The sequence below is a fragment of the Luteimonas sp. Soil_C_5 genome, from assembly GCF_057656615.1.
Map to the genome: position 1 here is coordinate 92553 of NZ_JBDGKA010000001.1, position 21487 is coordinate 114039.

General features: G+C 70.3%; 20 protein-coding genes. 13 read left to right on the top strand and 7 right to left on the bottom strand.

Annotated elements, in window-relative coordinates:
- Positions 1–82 precede the first annotated feature (82 nt).
- The 4 genes from AC3A5K_RS00405 to AC3A5K_RS00420 form a co-directional block, all read right to left on the bottom strand.
- Positions 83–1264: an RNA polymerase sigma factor gene (locus tag AC3A5K_RS00405; protein WP_487615547.1), complete on the bottom strand. Its 1182-nt coding sequence runs from the start codon at positions 1262–1264 to the stop codon at positions 83–85.
- A gap of 79 nt (positions 1265–1343) precedes the next feature.
- Positions 1344–2171, bottom strand: a complete 828-nt coding sequence (locus AC3A5K_RS00410) for a hypothetical protein (protein WP_487615548.1) — start codon at positions 2169–2171, stop codon at positions 1344–1346.
- Position 2172: 1 nt separating this feature from the next.
- Complete coding sequence (tesB, locus tag AC3A5K_RS00415; protein WP_487615549.1) at positions 2173–3060, bottom strand: acyl-CoA thioesterase II; 888 nt, start codon at positions 3058–3060, stop codon at positions 2173–2175.
- Between the two features lie 92 nt (positions 3061–3152).
- Positions 3153–3725, bottom strand: a complete 573-nt coding sequence (locus AC3A5K_RS00420; protein ID WP_487615550.1) for an N-acetylmuramoyl-L-alanine amidase — start codon at positions 3723–3725, stop codon at positions 3153–3155.
- A gap of 23 nt (positions 3726–3748) precedes the next feature.
- Between AC3A5K_RS00420 and AC3A5K_RS00425 the strand changes: the two genes are divergently transcribed.
- The 4 genes from AC3A5K_RS00425 (at position 3749) to AC3A5K_RS00440 (ending at position 8300) form a co-directional block, all read left to right on the top strand.
- Positions 3749–4249, top strand: coding sequence for an MOSC domain-containing protein (locus tag AC3A5K_RS00425; RefSeq protein ID WP_487615551.1), 501 nt, complete (start codon positions 3749–3751; stop codon positions 4247–4249).
- Positions 4246–4776: an alpha/beta hydrolase gene (locus AC3A5K_RS00430; RefSeq protein ID WP_487615552.1), complete on the top strand. Its 531-nt coding sequence runs from the start codon at positions 4246–4248 to the stop codon at positions 4774–4776. The genes AC3A5K_RS00425 and AC3A5K_RS00430 overlap by 4 nt, the downstream gene beginning before the upstream one ends.
- Positions 4777–4962: 186 nt before the next feature.
- Complete coding sequence (gene rlmKL / locus AC3A5K_RS00435; RefSeq protein ID WP_487615553.1) at positions 4963–7170, top strand: bifunctional 23S rRNA (guanine(2069)-N(7))-methyltransferase RlmK/23S rRNA (guanine(2445)-N(2))-methyltransferase RlmL; 2208 nt, start codon at positions 4963–4965, stop codon at positions 7168–7170.
- A gap of 275 nt (positions 7171–7445) precedes the next feature.
- Positions 7446–8300, top strand: a complete 855-nt coding sequence (locus AC3A5K_RS00440; RefSeq protein ID WP_487615554.1) for a pirin family protein — start codon at positions 7446–7448, stop codon at positions 8298–8300.
- 69 nt (positions 8301–8369) lie between these two features.
- Here AC3A5K_RS00440 and AC3A5K_RS00445 read toward each other — a convergent pair whose 3' ends face one another.
- The 3 genes from AC3A5K_RS00445 to AC3A5K_RS00455 all read right to left on the bottom strand — a co-directional run bounded on the left by AC3A5K_RS00445 (position 8370) and on the right by AC3A5K_RS00455 (position 10372).
- Complete coding sequence (locus tag AC3A5K_RS00445; protein ID WP_487615555.1) at positions 8370–8819, bottom strand: hypothetical protein; 450 nt, start codon at positions 8817–8819, stop codon at positions 8370–8372.
- An 83-nt stretch (positions 8820–8902) separates the two neighbouring features.
- Entirely contained in the window at positions 8903–9766 is an 864-nt protein-coding gene (locus AC3A5K_RS00450) for a pirin family protein (protein ID WP_487615556.1), read from the bottom strand.
- Between the two features lie 93 nt (positions 9767–9859).
- A complete protein-coding gene (locus AC3A5K_RS00455; protein ID WP_487615557.1) occupies positions 9860–10372 on the bottom strand; it encodes a DNA-deoxyinosine glycosylase in 513 nt (170 codons plus the stop codon).
- Positions 10373–10535: 163 nt separating this feature from the next.
- Here AC3A5K_RS00455 and AC3A5K_RS00460 point away from each other — a divergent pair, with 163 nt between their 5' ends.
- The 9 genes from AC3A5K_RS00460 to uvrC all read left to right on the top strand — a co-directional run bounded on the left by AC3A5K_RS00460 (position 10536) and on the right by uvrC (position 21479).
- Positions 10536–12947 carry a DNA internalization-related competence protein ComEC/Rec2 gene (locus AC3A5K_RS00460; protein WP_487615558.1) on the top strand — a complete coding sequence of 804 codons (2412 nt, stop codon included), beginning with the start codon at positions 10536–10538 and terminating at the stop codon, positions 12945–12947.
- Positions 12948–12973: 26 nt separating this feature from the next.
- The gene (locus tag AC3A5K_RS00465; protein WP_487615559.1) at positions 12974–13609 is read left to right on the top strand and encodes a MotA/TolQ/ExbB proton channel family protein; all 636 of its coding nucleotides are present in this window, start codon (positions 12974–12976) and stop codon (positions 13607–13609) included.
- Between the two features lie 3 nt (positions 13610–13612).
- Positions 13613–14065 (top strand): ExbD/TolR family protein, encoded by a 453-nt coding sequence (locus AC3A5K_RS00470; protein WP_487615560.1) that lies wholly within the window; start codon positions 13613–13615, stop codon positions 14063–14065.
- Positions 14066–14093: 28 nt separating this feature from the next.
- A complete protein-coding gene (gene msbA / locus AC3A5K_RS00475) occupies positions 14094–15881 on the top strand; it encodes a lipid A export permease/ATP-binding protein MsbA (protein WP_487616281.1) in 1788 nt (595 codons plus the stop codon).
- Positions 15878–16849: a tetraacyldisaccharide 4'-kinase gene (gene lpxK, locus AC3A5K_RS00480; protein WP_487615561.1), complete on the top strand. Its 972-nt coding sequence runs from the start codon at positions 15878–15880 to the stop codon at positions 16847–16849. Before msbA ends, lpxK begins: the two co-directional genes overlap by 4 nt.
- A 68-nt stretch (positions 16850–16917) precedes the next feature.
- Positions 16918–17694, top strand: coding sequence for a 3-deoxy-manno-octulosonate cytidylyltransferase (gene kdsB, locus AC3A5K_RS00485; protein ID WP_487615562.1), 777 nt, complete (start codon positions 16918–16920; stop codon positions 17692–17694).
- Complete coding sequence (locus tag AC3A5K_RS00490; RefSeq protein ID WP_487615563.1) at positions 17691–18173, top strand: low molecular weight protein-tyrosine-phosphatase; 483 nt, start codon at positions 17691–17693, stop codon at positions 18171–18173. The genes kdsB and AC3A5K_RS00490 overlap by 4 nt, the downstream gene beginning before the upstream one ends.
- Positions 18174–18180: 7 nt before the next feature.
- Positions 18181–19611, top strand: coding sequence for a thioredoxin-like domain-containing protein (locus AC3A5K_RS00495; RefSeq protein WP_487615564.1), 1431 nt, complete (start codon positions 18181–18183; stop codon positions 19609–19611).
- Positions 19608–21479 (top strand): excinuclease ABC subunit UvrC, encoded by a 1872-nt coding sequence (gene uvrC, locus AC3A5K_RS00500; protein ID WP_487615565.1) that lies wholly within the window; start codon positions 19608–19610, stop codon positions 21477–21479. Before AC3A5K_RS00495 ends, uvrC begins: the two co-directional genes overlap by 4 nt.
- Positions 21480–21487 lie beyond the last annotated feature (8 nt).

A 21487-nucleotide genomic window follows, 5' to 3' on the forward strand; every position in this document is an offset into this window, starting at 1 on the left:
ATCGCAAGGGCTCTCGCGAACGCATCCGCAGACGGCGTACGCGCAGGAAAACCGTCCGCGCGACACCGTGTGGAGGCACGGATCAGGCGCTTTTGAGCCATAAGATCAACAGCACACCCACCAGACCGACGTTGGTCAGGATCAGGCCGCTGGGTCCGAACATCAGGCGATAGCCGAGTGCGCGGCGGGCGCCGCCCTTCGGGTCGCGGGCGATGTCCCGCGCGATCAGCGGATTCATCAGGCGCGGCATGCTGGTGAGCAGCGGATAGTTGTAGGGAAACAGGGCAATGACGAGCAGGACGGACATCCAGCCAACCGGCAGCCCGCGAAAGCCGGCGATGAAGCCGATACACAGCGCCACCAGGCCGCCTGCCAGCGAACCCCACAGGAACCAGCGGTCGTAGAGCTTGAGAATCGCGACGCGTTCGGCGTCGGTATCGGCATACCGCGCGACCATCTTCCGGCACAGCCACATCGTCAGCCCGCCGAACACCAGCGACACGCCTGCGGCGCCGAGTGCGCCCGCACTCCCCAGCGCCGCCTTGCCGGCGACACCGGCGCCGAATGCGCCACCGGCTGCGACGCCTGCGACCGTACCCGCTGTCGCGGGCTTCGCGAATGCAGCCAGACCGGCCGTGACCAGCACGGTGAACGCCGTGCCCGGCGCCGAGCCCGTCGCGAACTCCCGGAAACGCGCCATCAGATCCTCGCGCAGGCTGCGGCGTGCGCGCGACAGACGTTTACGCACCGCGGCGTCCGACAGGCCGAGCAGGGCGGCGACCTGCTTCGAATTGCCGCCCTCGCGGTAGTACAGCAGCAGGACTTCGCGGCTCTCGTCGGGCAGTTCGGAGATCAGGTCGGCAGCGACGCGCCCGCTCTCGTCGTCGACGATCCGCTGCATCGGGCAACCGTCCGGATCGGCGGCCTGTGCGATTGCGATCTCGGCGGCTTCGCCGGCGACCAGGCGCTCGCGACGCGCACGCAGATGGTCGCGCGCCAGGTTGCGGGTGATCTGGCGCAGCCACGGCAGGAAGCTGGTCGTGTTCTGCAGGCGTCCCAGGTGCTGCCAGGCCTTGAGATAGGCCTCCTGGGCGATGTCCTGGCTGGCCTGCACGTCGCGGGTGATCGCCAGGGCGATGGCGGTCGTGGCGTTCTGGCTCAGGTGGACGATGCGTCCATACGCTGCCTGGTCGCCGCTGCGGGCGGCAGGCAGCTCGAAGTGGATGCGGTCTTCCAGGCTGGCGTCGGTTGCGATCGCGGTCATCGGTTCGGGTCCATTCGGCGGGTCACGACCCACAGGACGTGTCCCGCCGGCCGGATGTGACCGGCCGGCCGATAGTGCCTCAGTCCGCCGCTGTGAAGCTCCAGGCGCGGCCGTCGCGGGCCACGTCCAGGGTGCGCGTGTTTCGCGCGTCTGCGGTGTCCGGATCACCGCTGATCACGTCGACGGTGCCGGTGCCCATGCCGTCCGTGCGGTAGTTGGTGATCTCCAGCCACGTGGCCGGCGTGTCGCCAGCGCAGTGTGGCGCGGCGCGCAGGCCGGGGCCGGCGGCCTCCAGGCTTGCCAGCACCGGCGCGGTCGGCGTTGCGCCATCGATCGCGATGCAGGCCGGGCCGTCGATGCCGGCAATTTCGGCGGCCAGCACCGTTTCGGCCAGCGCCTGCGGTACCGGAATCCGGTTCACGGTGGCCTCGACGGTCGGCGGCACCATGTCCAGGCGCGGTTCCTCGACCGCCGCCGGTGCCGCGGCAACCTCGGCAGCTCCGGTGTCCGGTCCCGAGCGGGTGAACCAGGTCAGCGCCACCACCAGCGCCGCGCCGCCCAGCAGGGTGTAGCGGACCTTGGACGCGCGCGACATGCCCTGGCGCGCTTCCGGACGCTCCGAGGCGAACACCACGTCGGTCTGGCCGAGGTAGCTGCGCGTCGACGGCTGGGTCTGCAGCAGGCCGATGTCACGCAGCAGTGCACGTGCCCGGGTCTGGTCGTCGGATCGGATCACCCACACCGACGGCCTCGGGCCGCCGGCGTTGTCGCGAAAACTGAAGGAACTGCGGCGGCTGCCCTTGTAGGAGCGGCCGTTGAGGATGCGCACCTCGATGCCGTCGGCGCGCAGCAGTTCGGCGACGCGTTCGACGTTTTCCAGGCGCGGGCTGCTGAAGATCTGGCGCATCTCAGACCACCTTCGCGGCAGCGGCGTCGCCGGGCAGCACGCGGATCATCCCTTCCTGCGCGGTGCTGGCGACCAGTCGGCCGGCGCGGTCGAAGATCTGTCCGCGCGCCAGTCCACGCGCGCCCTGCGCGCTGGGGCTGTCGAGCGAATACAACAGCCAGTCGTCGACGCGGAACGGGCGGTGGAACCACAGCGCGTGGTCGAGCGAGGCCATCTGCACGTTCGGCTGGTAATAGCTGATGCCGTGCGGGAACGTCGCCGTGCCCAGCAGCTGGAAATCGGACGCGTAGGCCAGCAGCGCGCGGTGCAGCACGGGCGCGTCGCCGACCGGGCCGGTCAGGCGGAACCACATCTGCTGGAACGGCGGACGCTTGGGCGGATGCAACTCGTCGCGTGGGTACACGTGGCGGAATTCGAACGGTCCGCTGCGGTCCAGCCAGCGCTGCACCTTCACCGGCAATTTCGCCAGCACTTCGGCCGGCAGCGGATCCTGCGGCGCGATGTCTTCGGGCGCCGGCACTTCCGGCATCGTCAGCTGATGTTCGGCGCCGGCTTCTTCCTCCTGGAACGACGCCGCGCAGAAGAAGATCACCTTGCCGTGCTGAATCGCGGTCACGCGGCGCACCGAGAAGCTGCCGCCATCGCGGGTGCGGTCGACGTCGTAGACGATCGGCGCGTCCACATCGCCGGCGCGCAGGAAATACGCATGCAGCGAATGCGCCGGGCGCGGGCTGGTCATCGTGGCCTGCGCGGCCGACAGCGCCTGGCCCAGCACCTGGCCACCGAACACGTACTTGGTGCCGATGTCGCGGCTCTGGCCGCGGAACAGGTTGTCTTCGAGGCGCTCGAGCGAGAGCAGATCGATCAGTTCGGAAACGGGCGGGGTCATCGCGGGTGCCGTGCACGGTGGGGACGGCAGCGCAAACCGCGTGCCGGCCGACGATTATAGGTGGGGCCGGGCCGACGCCCTGACGCGGACGTTCAGACGCCGATTCGGGTCAGCGGCACGCGCGCCAGCACATCCGCCCATGGGAACAGCGGGCCGGGATCACGCTTGCGGGCGACGGTCAGGGCCGGGTCGTCGCTGGCGGCGACGCGATCGGTGTCCAGATCCTCGTGGCCGGCGATCTCTTGCAGGTTCGGCAGCGTGGCGCGCAAATGCGCGAGCAGGGCGACGAGCGCGTCGATCTGCGCCGGCGTATAGGCCTCGTCCATCGCCTGATGGCGGCTGTCGTACCAGTCCGGAAAGCGGCCGGTATTGACCAGTTCGATGCCGACCGACTGCGCGTTGTGGCCGCGCACGTGGTGGGCGACGCGGGTCGCCGGCACGTATTCGACGATGCGACCGTCGCGGTCGATGTACCAGTGACCGCTGGCGCCGTTGCCACTGTCGTAGAGCACGCGCTCGCCGTAGACACGCGCCGTGGCGAGGTCGGGCAGCTCGGTGCAGTGGATGACGACCAGGGTGATGTCCGACGCCGCACGCGGCGCCAGCAGGTCCACATAGGGCAGCGGTTGCAGTGCGATCCGGGGTGCGGACGTGGGGTCGGACATGGCCCGGATGCTAGCATTCACACATGAGAAATCCGCCTCCAGACTCCGACCTGCACGCCCTGATGACGCAGTTTCCGCGCGTCGGACGTGTGGACTGGATCGGCCTTCGGCCTGCCCGTGACGTGCCGATCCGCGCCGTCGACAGCGCGGTCGCGGTGACCGGCGTCGGCCTCGAAGGCGACCGTTACACCGGCGGCAGCGGCAAGCGCGGCGTGACCCTGATCCAGGCCGAACATCTGCCGGCGATCGCTGCGCTGAGCGGCCATGCCGAGGTCACGCCGGTGACGCTGCGCCGCAACCTCGTGGTCTCGGGCATTCCGTTGATCGCGCTCAAGGGGCGGCGTTTCCGCGTCGGCGATGTGCTGCTCGAAGGCACCGCGCCGTGTGATCCGTGTTCGAAGATGGAGGCGGCGCTCGGCCCCGGCGGCTACAACGCGATCCGCGGCATGGGTGGCCTATGCGCGCGCGTGATCACCGGCGGCGCGCTGAAGATCGGTGACGCGGTCGAGTGGGTGGACGCATGAGCGCGCGCGGCCACTGCATACTCTCGCACGGGTTCGAAAGCGGCCCCGATGCGACCAAGGTCACCGCGCTCGCCGAGGCCGCGGAACGCCTGGGCTGGAGCCACGAGCGCCCGGACTTCACCGATCTCGACGGCAAGCGCGACGTCAGCCCGCTCGGGGATGTCGCCGCGCGCATCGAACGTCTGCTGCGGCTGACCCTCGATGCCGCCGCGCGCGGACCGGTGGTGCTGGCCGGTTCCAGCCTCGGTGCGTGGATCGCGGGGCATGTCTCGCTGCAGGTGCCGGTGGCCGGCCTGTTCCTGATGGCGCCGCCCGTGCGCCTCGACGTCGCGCATCCGCTGCAGGCGGCCGAGGTGCCGCTGTCGGTCGTGCACGGCTGGGACGACGAACTGATTCCCGCGGCCGATGTCGTCGGCTGGACCTGCGCCCGCCGCGGCCGGCTGTTGCTGGTCGACGACAATCACCGCCTGTCAGCGAACGTCGAGGTTTCGGCCGATGCGTTCACGGCATTGTTGCGGTCACTTTGATCGCGCCGGAGTTTCACGCGTTCCGCTGCTCCCCGGACGTCATTCCCGCGAAGGCGGGAATCCAGTGCCTTTTCCCGCGCCGCAGAACGCTTCCGCGCTCGGTTGCGTCGTGGAGCGAGGTCGCTGGATTCCCGCCTTCGCGGGAATGACGGGTTTGAACTCTCTTTCCTTGAATTCCTGACACCCATGAAATTTTTCGCCAGCTGCCCCAAGGGCCTCGAATATCTGCTCGTCGACGAGCTGCTCGCACTCGGCTGCGCGCACGCCACAGCGACGACCGCCGGCGCCAATGTCGAGGGCACCCTGCATGACGCGCAGCGCGCGGTGCTGTGGTCGCGTCTGGCCAGCCGCGTGCTGTGGCCCATCGCCGATTACGCCTGCGAGGACGAGGACGCGCTGTATGCCGGCGCGCGCGCCGTCGACTGGACCGAACATCTCGACGCGACCATGACGCTGGCGATCGATCCGCATGTCTCGGGCAGCGCGATTACCCACGCGCGCTACGCCGCGCAGCGGGTCAAGGACGCGATCGTGGACGGCTTGCGCGAAGCGACCGGTGCGCGTCCGGATGTCGATGTCGAATCGCCGGATCTGCGCCTGAGCCTCGTGGTGCGCAAGGGCCGCGCGATCCTGTCGGTCGATCTCGGCGGTGGCCCGCTGCACCGTCGCGGCTGGCGCCGCGCGCAGGGCGAAGCGCCGTTGAAGGAAAACCTCGCCGCTGCAGTGCTGATGCGCGGCGGATGGCCGGCGCTCTACGCCGAAGGTGGCGCGCTGCTGGATCCGATGTGCGGCAGCGGCACGCTGCTGATCGAAGGTGCGCTGATGGCGGCCGATGTCGCGCCCGGTCTCGCGCGTGACGGCGGTGCGGCGACGGCCGGCCGTGCGCCCAGCCGCTGGCGCGGGTTCGACGTCGCGCACTGGGAGACGCTGTGCGAAGACGCGCTCTCGCGCGAACGGACCGGCCGTCAGCGCTTGCGCGCCGTGTTCTTCGGCCGCGATCTCGATCCGCATGCGATCCATGCCGCGCGCGAGAACGCCACGGCCGCCGGCCTGCGCGAGGCGATCGAGTGGCAGATCGGTGACATCGCCACGCTACAAGCACCGGTGCCGCCGGCCTCGCAGGAAGACGCAGCGTTGGCGGAATCGGTGAAGCGCGGGCTCGCGGTCTGCAATCCGCCCTACGACGCGCGCCTTGCCGCCGACCCCGCGCTGTACCGCACGCTCGGCAATGCGCTGGGACGCGCGGTGCCCGAGTGGCGCGCGAGCCTGCTGTGCGGCGATCCCGAACTCGCGCACGCCACCGGCCTGCGCGCGAAGAAGAAGTACCAGGTGTTCAACGGCGCCATCGAGTGCAGCCTGATCGTCTGCGATCCGGTACGGCCGCCGCAGCGCGCCGTCAGCGAAACAGCGGACGCACTCGGCGAAGGCGCGACGATGGTCGCCAATCGCCTGCGCAAGAACCTGCGCAAGTTCAAGACCTGGCGCGAGCGCGAGGGCGTGACCTGCTACCGCGTCTACGACGCCGATCTGCCGGAATACGCCGCCGCGATCGACGTCTACATCCAGTCCGAAGCGGACGTCAGCGCCGAAGGTACGCCGCTGTGGCTGCACATCCAGGAATACGCCGCGCCGGCCGAGATTCCCGAAGCCGTGACACGCCGACGTTTCGGCGACGTGCTGGCCGCCGCGCGTGACGTGTTCCGCATCCCGCGCGAGCGCATCGCGGTCAAGACGCGTTCGAAGGGCAAGGGCGGCAGCAAGTACGGCCGCTTCGATGCGCGCCACGAATTCCTGCTGGTCGACGAAGGCCGCGTGCACCTGCGCGTGAACCTGTTCGACTATCTCGACACCGGCCTGTTCCTCGATCACCGGCCGATGCGTCTGCGCATCGCCGATGAAGCTGCCGACACGCGCTTCCTCAACCTGTTCGGCTACACCGGCGCCGCGACCGTGCATGCGGCTGGCGGCGGCGCGCGCACGACGACCACCGTCGACCTGTCGGGCACGTACCTGCAGTGGTGCGCCGACAACCTCGCCGCGAACGGCTACGGCGGCGCGAAGCATCGCCTGGTCCAGGCCGATGCGCTGCAGTGGCTGGAGGCAGAGACGGCGCAGTTCGATCTGATCTTCTGCGACCCGCCGACGTTCTCGAACTCGGCGCGTGCCAAGGACTTCGACATCCAGCGCGAACACGTGCGCCTGTTGGAGGCCGCGGTCGCGCGGCTCGCGCCGGGCGGCGTGCTGTATTTCTCCAACAACTTCCGCCGCTTCAAGCTCGACGCCGAAGCCGTCGCCGCGTTCGCGCACGTCGAAGACATCAGCCCGGCGACGATTCCGCAGGACTTCGAACGCAACCCGCGCATCCATCGCGCCTGGCGCATCACCGCGCGCTGAGCTGCTGACGCCCTGGGGAGCGCGGCTGTGGGGCATTTCCCCGGCCGCGGCTCCCCTCGAACGTATGCAAGCGCAGGCACGGACCGTTGCGAGCGATGGGCGCGCGTCTGCGCCTGTCGCGTGGGCGCGCGTTTGCGCGCGATAGGACGTCGACGGTCCGGCGCCCTCGCGCGCCCATTTGCCGACGCGCCACGGAAACCTCCGTTCCAGCCAAGCGCGTGGAATCCGGCCGGGGTGCCCGCATCGTGTACGCAGTCCCGACAGGAGCATGCCCGATGACCGCCACTGCAGACGCCGCCCGCATCATTCGCCACGTGCGCGGCATGCCCGCCAGCGATGGTGCGGGCGTGAAACTCACCCGCGTGATCGGCTCGCCGCAGCTGCCCGATCTCGATCCGTTCCTGATGCTCGACGAGTTCGGGACCGACCGGCCCGAGGATTACCTCGCCGGTTTTCCCGAGCACCCGCATCGCGGCTTCGAAACCGTGACCTATATGCTCGACGGCCGGATGCGCCACAAAGACAACCACGGCAACGAAGGCCTGCTGGTGCCCGGCAGCGTGCAGTGGATGACCGCCGGGCGCGGCCTCGTGCATTCGGAAATGCCGGAGCAGGAAGCCGGTCGCATGCGCGGCTTCCAGTTGTGGATCAACCTGCCGGCGCGCGACAAGATGACCGCGCCGAAGTACCAGGAATTCGCGCCCGCGGGCTTGCCGGTAGTGACGCCCGCGGCCGGGGTGTCGGTGAAGATCATCGCAGGCGAGGTCGATGGCGTGGCCGGACCGATCGTGCAGCCCGCCACCGATCCGGTCTATCTCGACATCACCCTGCAGGGCGGAACCGCCTGGACCTACGCGCTGCCCGAAGGCCACAACGCGTTCGCCTACGTCTACGAGGGCAGCCTGCAAGTGGGCGAGGGCGAGGCAGCGCGTCCGCTGGCGCAGCAGGAACTCGCGGTACTTGGCGGCGGGGCGCGCCTGCGCCTGCAGGCCGGCACCAGTGAGACGCGGTTGATCCTGGTCGCCGGTCGTCCCTTGCGTGAGCCGGTCGCGCGCCACGGGCCGTTCGTCATGAACACCCGCGAGGAACTGATGCAGGCCTTCGTGGATTTCGAACAGGGCCGGTTCTGATCCCGCGCCCCTGACGCCGAAGGCCCGGCGATTGCCGGGCCTTCGGGTGTCGACCGGTTGCGATCGGGCTTACTTGCTGCCCAGCCTCACATCGGAGAAGTGCAGCGCCTCGGCGTCACGCAGGGTGTTGGCCAGCTGCGTTTCGTTGGTGGCGCGCACGATGATGTGGGCGTACTCGCCGGACGGCAGTTCCAGCAGCGTCTCGCGCACGAGGGCGCCAGTGAGGTCGTTCTGCGGCGCATGCCAGTACGTCCGGCTGCCGTCGATCGTGACCCGGTCGCCGATGCGATCACCCCGACGCGGCTTGAACGTCGCCTCGCGTCCGATCGTGACCGCGAACGCTTGGCGTTCGGTGTCGCGCTCGATCGCACGGCAGAACACGAAGTTCGGTCCCTGCTGGACCTCCCAGTGCGCGGTGCTTCCGCCCGGCAGCTGCGGACAATCGTTTGCGGATTGCGCCTGCGCTGCGCCTGCGCACAGCAATGCGCCGATCAGCGCCAGCGATCTGGTGGCTTGCATGGCATTCCCCTAGTGGTTGTGTCACCCCACGTTGACGATACGCCTACAACCGTGCTGCATCGCAGTAAATTTTGTGACGAGTTTCACTTTTTGGGCAGTGGGATGAACTCGTCGTCGCCCGGAACTGTGCCGAACCTGCCGTCCCGCCAGTCCTGTTTGGCTTGTTCGATCCGCTCTTTGGACGAGGACACGAAGTTCCACCACAGGTGACGCGGGCCGTCGAGCGGCTCGCCGCCGAACAGCATCGCTTTCAGCGGCGTCTTCGCGCGGAGCTTCGCCGACGCGCCCGGATCGAGCACGGCGAGGTGGCGCGATGGCACGTCGACACCGTCGAGCTGCGCGTCGCCTTCGAGCACGTAGAGCGCGCGTTCGGCGTGCGAGGGCGGGATGACCAGCTCCGCATCCGGTGCGAGATCCAGCGCCACGTTGAGCGTGTCCGCGAAGACGCGCACCGGCGATTCCTCGCCGAAGCCGCGTCCCGCGATCACCCGCACCCAGGCGCCGTCGCGGCGGAACTGGGGCAGGGTGCTGGCCGGGTGGTGATGGAATTCCGGCGCGGCTTCCTCGTGCGATTTCGGCAGCGCCACCCAGGTCTGCATGCCGTGCAACGGCTGCTCGCCATCGCGCAGCGTCAACGGGGTCCGCTCGGAATGGGCGATGCCGCGGCCCGCGGTCATCCAGTTGACGTCGCCGACGGTGATGTCCTGCGACGAGCCCAGGGTGTCCGCGTGGTGGATCCTGCCCGCCCACAGGAAGGTCACCGTGGCCAGGCCGATGTGCGGATGCGGGCGCACGTCGATGCCGCCGCCGCGCTCGAACACCGCAGGTCCCATGTGGTCGACGAAGACGAACGGACCCACGCTGCGGGCCTGCAGCGTCGGCACCGCGCGGCGGACTTCGAGGCCGCCGCCGAGGTCGTGGGCGCGGGGCTGGATGAAGGTGGTCATGGCGTGCTCCGCATGCGATCCGGACAGGGCGCCAGCATGCCAGCAGCGATGCAGCCGGCGGCACCGCGGTGCGGGACGATCCGTTGCGGTCGCTCAGGTCGCGATCTTCAGGCCGTCCCGCCAGGCCGCGAGCTTGGCGTCGTACGACATCGCCGCGTGCGCAGGACTGGTCGAAGGCAGTCGAACGCAGGCCGGCGGCGCATCCAGTGTCGGCAGCACATGGCGGCGGAACAGCGCGTCCGCCGTCGCGCCGTTGAAGCAGATGCGAACGATGCCGGGCTGCGCCTGCAGCAGGCCGGCCAGATCGTTGGCGACCACGCTGCCGGGCAGGATCCGCGCGTCCAGGCTGCCGGGGCGCACGCATTCGCCGGCGACATCCCACAGCGCGACACCCGCGGCAGTGAGGCGCGCCAGCCGCTGGTCGTACCCGAGGTCGGGCCCCGCATCGAACAGCGCGCCCATGATCGGCCAGAACAGATTGCGCGGATGCGCGTAGTAACGCTGCGCGTCCAGCGAGGCGTCGCCCGGCATGCTGCCCAGCACCAGTACCTGCGCGCCGTCGGCCACGACAGGCGGGAAGCTTCGGACGGGCGTCGGGGCAGGCATGGCCGCGGATGATGCCGGAGCGCCGGTGAAGCCTGCACGCCCGTGCTTTCCTGACGCCGGCGCGCCCTGAAGGCGGATGGGCGCGTGGCAGCAGCCGTTCGACGCTGCTGGGATGACCAGTCGACCGCCCGATCCCGTACACGGCCCCACGCCTGATGCCCCCTTGTCTGCGCTCGCCGTGTCGTCGCGCGGGCCAGACCACGGAATCCAGCGTCTGCCGGTCTTCGGTCTGGAGACCGCAGCCGGCCTGGTGTTCGGCGCTGCCGGCCTGCTGATGCTGCCCGTGTTGCCCCCGATGTGGCTGGTCGCCGCCGCGCTGGTGACCGGCGCGATGGGGTGGGCGCGCGGACGCCGGCTGGCGCGCCTCCTCGGCGCGTGTGCGTTCGGCGCCGCGCTGTGCGCCCTGCATGCGAGCCACAGTCTGTCGCTGCAATTGCCGCTGGACCTGGAGCGTGCCGATGTCGAAGTGCGCGGACGCGTGGTGCAGTTGCCGACGCACGAACCGCAGCGGTCGCGCTTCGCGTTCCGCGTCGACGCCGCCGCCGGCGTGCCCGAAGTCCTGCAGGGCCGTCTGCTTCGTCTGACCTGGTACGACGACCGCGGCGCCGAACCCGATCCGCGTCGGCTGGCGATCGAGGCCGGCAGCGAATGGGCATTCACCGCCCGCGTGCGCGCGCCGCGCGGCCTGCGCAATCCTGGCTGGATCGACAGCGAAAAACACGCGATGGCGCACCGGGTCACCGCGGTGGGTTACGTGCGCACGCAATCGCCGGTCGAACGGCTGGACGGTCGCAGCGGAATCGACGGCTGGCGCGATGCGGTGGCGACGCGCATCGACACGGCCGTGGGCAGTCCGACCTCGCGCTACGTGCGTGCGCTCGCGATCGGCGACACCCGCGCCCTGGGCGATCTGGACTGGGAAGCCCTGCGCGCGACCGGGTTGACCCACCTGATCGCGATCTCCGGATTCCACGTCGGTATGGTCGGCGGCTTCTTCGCGTTGCTCGCCACGGCGCTGTGGTGGTGCGTGCCCGCACTGGCCCGCATCGTGCCGAGACCGCAGGGCGCGGCCGTGGTCGCGCTGCTGGCATCGACCGGTTACGCGGCCGCCGCGGGCTGGGAACTGCCGACCGTGCGCACCGTCCTGATGATCGCGGTAGTGGCGGCCGCGCGCCTCACGCGGCGCCAGCTGCGGGTTCCCGATGCACTGGCCTATGCCGCGATCGCCGTGGTGCTGGTGGATCCCATGGCGGTGCTGTCGGCGGGCTTCTGGCTCAGCTTCGCCGGCGTCGCCTGGCTGGTCTGGTGCCTGCCCGATGCGCGCGATCTGTCGATGGCGCGCGGGCTGGTGGTCTCGCAGTGGGTGGCGACCCTGGGCCTGTTGCCGCTGACCGCGACCCTGTTCGGCCAGGCCTCGCTGGCCGGGCCGATCGCAAACCTCGTCGCGATTCCATGGTGGAGCCTGGTCGTGGTGCCGCTCGCTCTGGTCGGCACCGGTCTGGAGGTCCTGCACAGCGGCAGCGGCGACTGGGCATGGCGGCTCGCGGCGCAAGCGTTCGATCTGAGCTGGCCGCTGTTCGACTGGCTCGCGGCCAGTCCCTTCGCCTTGTGGTGGCTGCCGGAGCCGCCTCTGCTCGCGCTGCCCCTGGCCCTGCTGGCCGCGTTCTGGATGCTGCTGCCACGCGGGGTGCCGGGCAAGGCGCTGGCCGCGGTGCTGTGGCTGCCGCTGCTCTGGCCGGATCGCCGGCTGCCGCCGCCCGGCGAGGCGGACCTGATCGTGCTCGATGTCGGTCAGGGCCTGGCGGCCCTGGTGCGCACGGCGACGCATGCGGTGCTCGTCGATGCGGGCCCTGCGGTGCCCGACGGCTACGACGCCGGCGAACGCGTGGTCGTGCCGGCCCTGCAAGCGCTGGGCGTACGCCGGCTGGATGCGATCGTGATCAGCCACGGCGATGCCGACCACGCCGGCGGCTACGCGGCCGTGCAGCGGCGGTTCGCGGCGCCGGTCGTGTTCGCGCCGCAGTGGGACCGCGTGCCGGGCGCATCGCCGTGTCTGGCGGACTCGGGCTGGACGACCGACGGCGTGGCATTCCGGTTCCTGCATCCGGATGTGTACTTCCCGGCGTTCCGCAATCCGTCCAGCTGCGTGCTGCGGGTCGAGACCGCACACGGCGCGGCCCTGTTGCCGGGCGACATCGACGCGGTGGTCGAGCGGATGCTGGTGTACCGCGACGCGGCGGCGCTGCGCGCAGACGTCGTCGTGGCGGCGCACCACGGCAGCCGCAGTTCCTCGGATCCGGCCTTTGTCGCAGCGACCGCGGCCGGTCACGCGGTGATGTCGGCCGGGCACGGCAACCGCTTCGGCCATCCGCATCCGACGGTGGTGGAACGCTGGACGGCGGCAGGCGCCGAGGTGTCGGGGACTGCGGACGGCGGCGCGGTGCGGATCCGCCTGGGGCAGGGCGGGCCGGTGCTGGAGACGGAGCGGCGCCGGTTTCCGCGTTTGTGGGATGCCGCGCAGCGCACGGCGGCACAGGCGCGGCAGCGGGCTACGCTATCCTATCCGGACGACTGAACCGGCCACGGGCCGAAGGGGTTTGCGTGCTCGAACTGGTGAAGGCCGGCGGCTGGCCGATGATTCCGCTGCTGCTGCTGTCGGCGTTCGCGCTGGCGATCATCGTCGAGCGCTTCTGGGCCCTGCGCCGCAAGGCCGTGCTGCCGCCCGGGCTGGGCGAGGAAGTACGGGTGTGGGCGGCGCGTGGCGCGCTGGACCCGGCGCACATCGAATCGCTGCGCAAGACCGCGCCGCTGGGCGCGCTGTTGGCCGCGGCGCTCGACGTGCGCAACCGGCCGCGCGAAGAGATCCGCGAGCGGGTCGAGGACGTCGGCCGGCACATCGCATTCCGCATGGAGCGCTATCTCAACGCGCTGGGCACGATCGCCGCGGCCGGTCCGCTGCTGGGCCTGTTCGGTACCGTGGTCGGCATGATCCAGATGTTCCTGGGCGTGATGGACCACGGCGTGGGCGACGTCAACCAGCTCGCCGGCGGTATCGGCAAGGCGCTGGTGTGCGCGGCGGCCGGCATGATCGTCGCGGTGCCGGCGCTGATGTTCCACCGGCATTTCCGCGCCCGCATCGACGGCTACATCGTGCAGATGGAGCACGAGGCCATCGCGCTGATGGACGCCATCGATCCGCGCAGCCGGCCAACCGCGCAGGCCGCGGCGCAGGCCTGACCCATGCGTATCCGTGACCGCCGCGCCGAGGACAACCCGGAGCTCAATCTCGTGCCGCTGATCGACGTGATCCTGGTGCTGATCATCTTCTTCGTGATCACCACCACGTTCGACGCGCGCTCGGTGCTCAAGCTCGAGCTGCCGCAGGCCACCGGCGAGCGCAACGATGCCCAGGCCGGCACGCTGAGCCTGCTGATCAATGCCGACGGCCGCTACTTCGTCGACGACCGCGAAGCGCTGCGTACCGATGTCGAATCGCTCAAGCGCACGATCGCCGAGGTCGCCGGCGACGATCGCGAGCGCACCGTGCTGCTGCGTGCCGATGCGCGCACGCCGTGGCAGGCGGTCGTGACCGCCTACGACGCGCTGGGTCAGCTGGGCTTCAAACGCATCGCCAATGCGACCGCGCCGCAGGCCACCGCGACGGCGCCGGCCGACGCCGTGCAGGGGCTGTAACGTGGGCAAATCCGCACAGACCGCGGCCATCGACGCCGCGCCGCAGGGCGCGCCGCGTGCCGAGCGGGCGTGGCCGGTCTACCGGCGCCTGCTGAAGTTCGCCACCGACTATCGCGGCCTGCTGTCGGTTGCGCTGGTCGGCATGCTGATCGAAGCGATCGCCGGCGGCGCCTTCACCAAGATGATGGAACCCATCATCGACGAGACCTTCATCGGCCCCAACGCCGGCGTGAACCTGTGGCTGCCGGCCGCGATCATCGGACTGTTCGTGCTGCGCGGTGTGGCCGGCTATCTGGCCGACTACAACATGGCCAAGGCCGGTCGCGGCATCGCCCGCGACCTGCGCGTGCGCGTGCTGGGCAAATACCTGCGCCTGCCGGGCATGCGCTTCGACGCCGAGCCCGTGCCGTCGATGCTGGTGCGCCTGGGGTCGGATTCCGACCAGGTCTCGCAGGCCGCCGTCGATGCCGCCAAGGTGATGCTGCAGCAGTCGCTGCAGATCATCGCCTCGCTGGTGGTGATGCTGTGGACCAGCTGGCAGGTCACGCTGACCATTCTGGTCATCGCGCCGCCGCTGTCGTGGATCATGGGCAAGGTCGCGCGCCGCTACCGCCGCGTCAGCCACAACATCCAGGACAGTTCGGCGCAGCTGATGCAGGCGGCCGACCAGTCGCTGAGCAACCAGCAGGAAGTGAAGATCTACGGCGCGCACGCGGCCGAGAACGCGCGCTACCGCGCGGTGGCCGATACCCACATGCGCCTGAACCTCAAGGTCGAGGCGACGCGCGCGATCTCGTCGGCCGTGGTCCAGCTGATGGGCTCGGTGGGTCTGGCGCTGCTGATCGTCATCGCCGGCTACGAGGCCTCGCAGGACCGGCTGACGGCTGGCGGTTTCGTCGCGCTGATGATCGCGATGATGGCGATCATTCCCGCGCTCAAGCAGCTGACCAACGTGCAGAACATGCTGCAGCGGGGTGTGGCGTCGGCCGAGCGCCTGTTCGAGATCCTCGATGCGGACGACGAACACGACGGCGGCACCCGGCCGCTGGCGCGCGCCCGCGGCGAGATCGAGTTCCGCGGCGTCGGTGCGCGCTATCCCGGTCAGCCCGAGCCCGCGTTGCAGGACGTCAGCTTCGTCGCGAAGCCGGGCACGGTCACCGCGATCATCGGCCGCTCGGGCAGCGGCAAGTCGACGCTGATCAAGCTGATTCCGCGCTTTTACACCCAGGCGCAGGGCGAGATCCTGCTCGACGGCCATCCGATCGAGGAGTACCGCCTGGCCGATGTGCGCCGGCAGATCGCGCTGGTCGGTCAGCAGGTGATGCTGTTCGACGATTCGATCGCCGCGAACGTGGCCTACGGCGAGATGGCGAGCGCGACGCCCGAGGCGCTGGACCATGCGATCCGCGGCGCGAACGCGATGGAGTTCGTCGAGAAGCTGCCGGGCAAGCTCGACAGCGGCATCGGCAGTCGCGGCGGGCGCCTGTCGGGCGGCCAGCGCCAGCGTCTGGCGATCGCGCGCGCGATGCTCAAGGACGCGCCGATCCTGATCCTCGACGAGGCCACGGCCGCGCTCGACACCGAATCCGAGCGTCTGGTGCAGGACGCGCTGGAACATCTGATGCCCGACCGCACGACGCTGGTCATCGCACACCGCCTGTCGACGATCGAACATGCCGACCAGGTGCTGGTGCTGGACCACGGCCTTCTGGTCGAACACGGCACGCACCAGGAGCTGCTGGCGCAGGGCGGGCTGTACGCCCATCTGCACCGGATGCAGTTCCGCGACGGCGACGGTGGAGACCGGCTGGCGTGAAGGCACCGGGGTACTGGTTCGACGGCCGACGGCCGCCGCTGCACGCGCGCCTGCTGTCGCGGGTCTACGGCGCCGCCACCCGCTGGCGGCTGAAGTTCCTGCGTCCGCGCAAGGTGTCGAAGCCGGTGCTGGTGATCGGCAACCTGATCGCGGGCGGCAGCGGCAAGACGCCGTTGACGATCGCCGTGGTCGAGCGCCTGCAGGCGGCCGGCTGGACGCCGGGTGTGGCCAGCCGCGGTTACGGCCGCGAGGATGCGCGCCAGCCGCGCTGGGTCGAAGCGGTCAGCGATCCGCGGCTCTCCGGCGACGAACCCGTGCTGATCGCGGCGCGCACCGGCGCGAAGGTACGCGTGGATGCCGATCGCGTGGCCGCGGCCGAAGCGCTGATCGACGCGGGCTGCGACATCGTCGTTTGCGATGACGGCCTGCAGCACTACCGGCTGCGCCGGGATCTGGAAATCGAGGTCATCGACGGCCGTCGCCGCTACGGCAATGGCGCGCTGATTCCGGCGGGTCCGCTGCGCGAGCCGGTCGAACGCGGGGCGCGCTGCGATTTCCGCGTGCTCAATACCGCGATGGACGAGGACCTGGTGCCGCGCTTCGGCGAGTGGCCCATGGGCCTGGAAACGGGTCATGCGCTGCCGCTGCTCGGCGGGCGTCCGCGCCGGATCGAGGCTTTCGCCGGGCAACGCGTGCATGCGGTCGCCGGCATCGGCGATCCCGAGCGCTTCTTCTCGACGCTGCGCGCGCACCGGATCGCGGTTGTGCCGCACGCCTTTGCCGACCACCATCGCTACACCGCCGAAGACCTGCGGTTCGGCAGCGATCTGCCGGTGTTGATGACCGAGAAGGACGCGGTGAAGTGCATGCGTTTCGCCGGTGAGCGGCACTACAGCGTGCCGGTCTCGGCGCGCCTGCCCGAGGCGTTCTGGATCGCGCTGCTCGACCGCTTGTCCGCCCTGCGCTGATCGCGTCGGCGCGGTCGGGCCGCGCGCAGCACACGGCCGCGGTCACGCCGATCTGGGACAATGCGGCCATGACCGCACTCCACGATTTCGTCGTCGCGATTCCCGCGCGCCATGCCTCGACCCGGCTGCCCGGCAAGCCACTGCAGCCGCTCGGCGGCGAACCGCTGGTGCTGCACGTCGCCCGTCGCGCGCTGGAAGCCGGCGCCGCGGAGGTCTGGGTGGCCACCGACGACACCCGTGTGCGCGAAGCACTCGCCGGCACGCCGGTGCAGGTGGCGATGACCGCGGCCGAGCACTCATCGGGCACCGATCGTCTGGCCGAATGCGCACGCATCGCCGGCTGGGCCGACGACCGCATCGTGGTGAACCTGCAGGGCGACGAGCCCTTCGCGCCGGCGTCGGGAATCCGCGCGGTGGCCGCGCTGGCCGCGGATCCGGAGGTCGCGCTGGCGACTCTGGCCGCGCCCGTCGAGGATGTGGAGACGCTGCTCGATCCCAACGCCGTCAAGCTGGTCCGCGCCGCGAATGGCGACGCGCTGTATTTCAGCCGGGCGCCGGTGCCGTGGCCGCGCGATGCCTTCGCGCACGACCGCAGCCGGATGCCCGCCGGCGACTGGTGGCGCCACATCGGCATCTACGGCTACCGGGTCGAGTTCCTGCGCCGGTTCGCGGCGATGCCGCCCGGGCGCCTGGAGCAGATCGAGATGCTGGAGCAGCTGCGCGTGCTCGAAGCGGGATTCCGGGTGGCGGTCGGCATCGCGCCGGAGCCGTTCCCGCCGGGTGTCGACACTCCCGAAGATCTTGCCCGCGCCGAGGCCCGGTTCGCGGCGGCGGCGCGCGCATGACGCGCCTGCTGGTGGTGTGCCTGGGCAACATCTGCCGGTCGCCGGTGGCGGAAGGCGCGCTGCGCCAGCGTCTGGCCGACGCGCGGCTGGCGAAGCGGGTCGAGGTGGATTCCTGCGGCACCGGCGACTGGCATGTCGGCGATCCGCCCGATCCGCGCGCGATCCGCAGCGCCGCCCAGCACGGCATCGACATTTCCGCGCTCCGGGCGCGCACCCTGGACGCGGCCGATTACAGCCACTTCGACGTCGTGCTGTGCGCGGACGCGAGCACGCTGCAGATCGTGCGCGCGCGCCAGCCTGCCGATGCCACCGCCGAAGTGGCGGGCCTGCTGGACTGGGCCGGTCTGGGCGCGGGCGATGTGCCGGACCCCTATACCGGCGACGCCGCCGGGTTCGAAACGGTGTGGCAACTGCTGGACCGGGCCGCGGCCGGCATCGTCGACCGGATCGCCGCCGGCACGGCGCCTGATCGCGCATAATCCACCCATGACCGCCAACGCCGCGCCCGCGCCCGAGTTTCCGGCCAGTCTGGAATGGCTGAACCTGACGGACCCGCTGCGCATGGCGCAATTGCGCGGCAAGGTCTGCGCGGTCGCGTTCGTCAATCTCGGCTCGGCCTGGTGCCAGCAGCGGCTGGCGGACCTGGGCCATCTGCGTGCTCGCCATCGCGAGCGCCTGCAGGTGGTCGCGGTGCACGTGCCGCGGTTCGATGCCGAGCGCGAAGTGCGCCGCAGCAGCAAGCGTTCGCATTTCCAGCAGCACGATTTTCCGATCGCCCATGACGGCGACTGGGCGCTGTGGCAGCACTACGGCATCGAGGCATGGCCGACCGTCGTGCTGCTCGATGGCGACGGTAACGTGCGCGACCGGATCGTCGGCGAGGGCGGTTTGCGCGAACTCGACGCACGTGTCGCGTCGCTGATTTCGGAACTCACGCCGCAACTGGTCAACGCCGATCCGATCCGCCTGCGCCGCAGCGGCGAACCGCCGTTGCCGCTGCGTTTTCCGGTCGGTCTGGCGTTGTCGGGCAACTATCTCTACGTGGCCGACAGCGGTCACCACCGGGTGCTGGAATGCGATTCCAGCGGCCGCATCCTGCGCCAGTTCGGCAGCGGAAGCCCCGGCTTCATCGACGGTCCGATGGAACTGGCGGCGCTGTCGCGGCCGCATGGCCTGTTCGTGCAGCGCGACGTGCTCTACGTCGCCGACACCGGCAACCACGCGATCCGCGCGATCGAACTGCGCACCGGCGACATCACCACCGTCTGCGGTGCAGGGCGTCCGGGCACGACGGTGGAAGGCTCGCTGGCCGATCCGCGTGCGGTGGCGCTCGACCAGCCGCGCGACGTCGTGCTGGCCGGCGACAAGCTCTACATCGCCACCGCCGGCGACAACCGCGTCTGGCGTCTGGACCTCGGCACGTCGACGATCGCTGCCGTTGCCGGCAGCGGACGTCTGGCGGTCGCCGACGGCAGCGGAGAGATGGCGTCGTTCGCCGAGCCGGTCAGTCTGGCCTGCGTGCAGCAGACCCTGTACGTCTGCGACGCGGCCGGTTCGGCGGTGCGCAGCGTGCATACCCGTACCGGCGTGGTGTCGACGCTGGTGGGGCAGGACCCCTGGGCGTTCGGACGCGTCGACGGCGCGCGCACCGACGCGCGACTGCAGCATCCCCAGGCGCTGGCGCTGGATCCCACTGCGCCGGTGCTGTGGATCGCCGACAGCGGCAACGACACGCTGCGGCGCCTGCGTCTGGGCGGCGGCGAGCTGACGACCTTCGAACTGCCGCAGCGCCTGCACGCGCCATGCGGTCTTGCGGTCTCGCAGGACGCGGTGTGGATCGCCGACACCGACGCGCACGCCGTGCTGCGTCTCGACCCGGCGACGGGCGCGCTGCGCCACGTCCCGATCGGCGAATGACCGGCGCGACCCGGCGCGCACGGACCGGCGGCCCCGCGTTCGACGGCAAGGCGTTCGTGGCCGGTCTGAGTACCGCCCCCGGCGTGTACCGGATGCTCGCCGACGACGAGGCGGTGCTCTACGTCGGCAAGGCGGCGGACCTGCGCAAGCGCGTGGCAAGTTACTTCAACGCCACGCCCAAGGCCACGCGCACGATGGCGATGATCGCGCAGATCGCGCGCATGGAAGTCACCGTCACCCGGACCGAAGCCGAAGCGCTGCTGCTGGAAAACCAGCTGATCAAGTCGCTCAAGCCGCGTTACAACGTCTCGCTGCGCGACGACAAGAGCTATCCCTATGTGCTGGTGACCGGCGATGCATGGCCGCGGATCGCCGTCCATCGCGGGCCGCGCAACGTCGCCGGACGCTACTTCGGGCCGTATCCCGGCGTGACCGCGGTCCGCGAGACGCTCAACCTGATGCAGAAGCTGTTCAAGCTGCGCAACTGCGAGGACAGCGTGTTCCGCAACCGCTCGCGGCCCTGCCTGCAGCACCAGATCGGGCGTTGCACCGCGCCCTGCGTGGGGCTGGTCTCCGAGCGCGACTATGCCGATGCGGTGCGTCGCGCGTCGCTGTTTCTCGACGGACGCAGCGACGCGCTGACCGATGAGGTGTCGCGCGACATGGAAGCGGCCGCCGAACGGCTCGACTTCGAGGAGGCCGCGCGCCTGCGCGATCTGCTCGGCAACATCCGCGGCATGCAGGCGCGGCAGTACGTCGATGGGCGCGTCGCCGAACTCGACGTGCTGGCCTGCGCGATGCGCGGGACACATGCCTGCGTGCTGCTGCTGTCGTTCCGCGACGGCCGCAACCTCGGCACGCGCGCCTTCCATCCGCGCACCAACGGCAGCGACGATCCGGCCGAAGTGCTGGCCGCGTTCGTGTCCCAGCACTACGCCGAACAGCCGCCGCCGCGCGAGATCGTGCTGGATCGTGCGATCGATGACCTGCCGTTGCTGGAGCAGGCCTTCGGCGAGTCCGCGGGCCGGCGCGTGCAGATCAAGACCAGCGTGCGCGGCGACCGTGCGCGCTATGTCGATCTCGCGCGACGCAATGCCGAGATCGCGCTCGCCAGCGAGATGGGCAGCCAGGCCGCGCAGCATGCGCGCGCCGAATCGTTGCGCGAGATGCTGGGCCTTGCCGAGATCGCGAAGCGCATCGAATGCTTCGACATCAGCCACACGATGGGTGAAGCGACCGTGGCGTCCTGCGTGGTGTTCGATGCCGACGGCGCGGTGCGCGGCCAGTACCGGCGCTACAACATCACCGGCATCGAACCGGGCGACGACTACGCCGCGATGCACCAGGCGCTGACGCGTCGCTTCCGCCGCGCGGCGGAAGGCGATGGCGTGGTGCCCGACGTCTTGCTGATCGACGGCGGTGCAGGGCAGGTCAGCCAGGCGCGCAACGTGCTCGACACGCTCGGCATCACCGGTGTGTGTCTGGTCGGCGTGGCCAAGGGCGAAGCCCGCAAGCCGGGCGACGAGACGCTGCTGCTGCCTGATGGCCGCGAACTCAAGCCGGGCGCCGCATCGCCGGGTCTGCAGCTGGTGCAGCAGGTGCGCGACGAGGCGCACCGCTTCGCGATCACCGGTCACCGTGGCCGGCGGCAGAAGGCGCGCAACACCAGCCGGCTCGAGGACATTCCGGGCATCGGGCCTCGGCGCCGCGCGAGTCTGCTCAAGCATTTCGGCGGGCTGGGCGGATTGAAGGCCGCTGGCGCCGAGCAGATCGCCCAGGTCGAAGGCGTCAACGCAGCGCTTGCGCAACGTATCTATGCGACCCTACACGGGCTCGACGCTGGCGCCCCCGGCCAGGGCCAGGACTGATTCCCCCA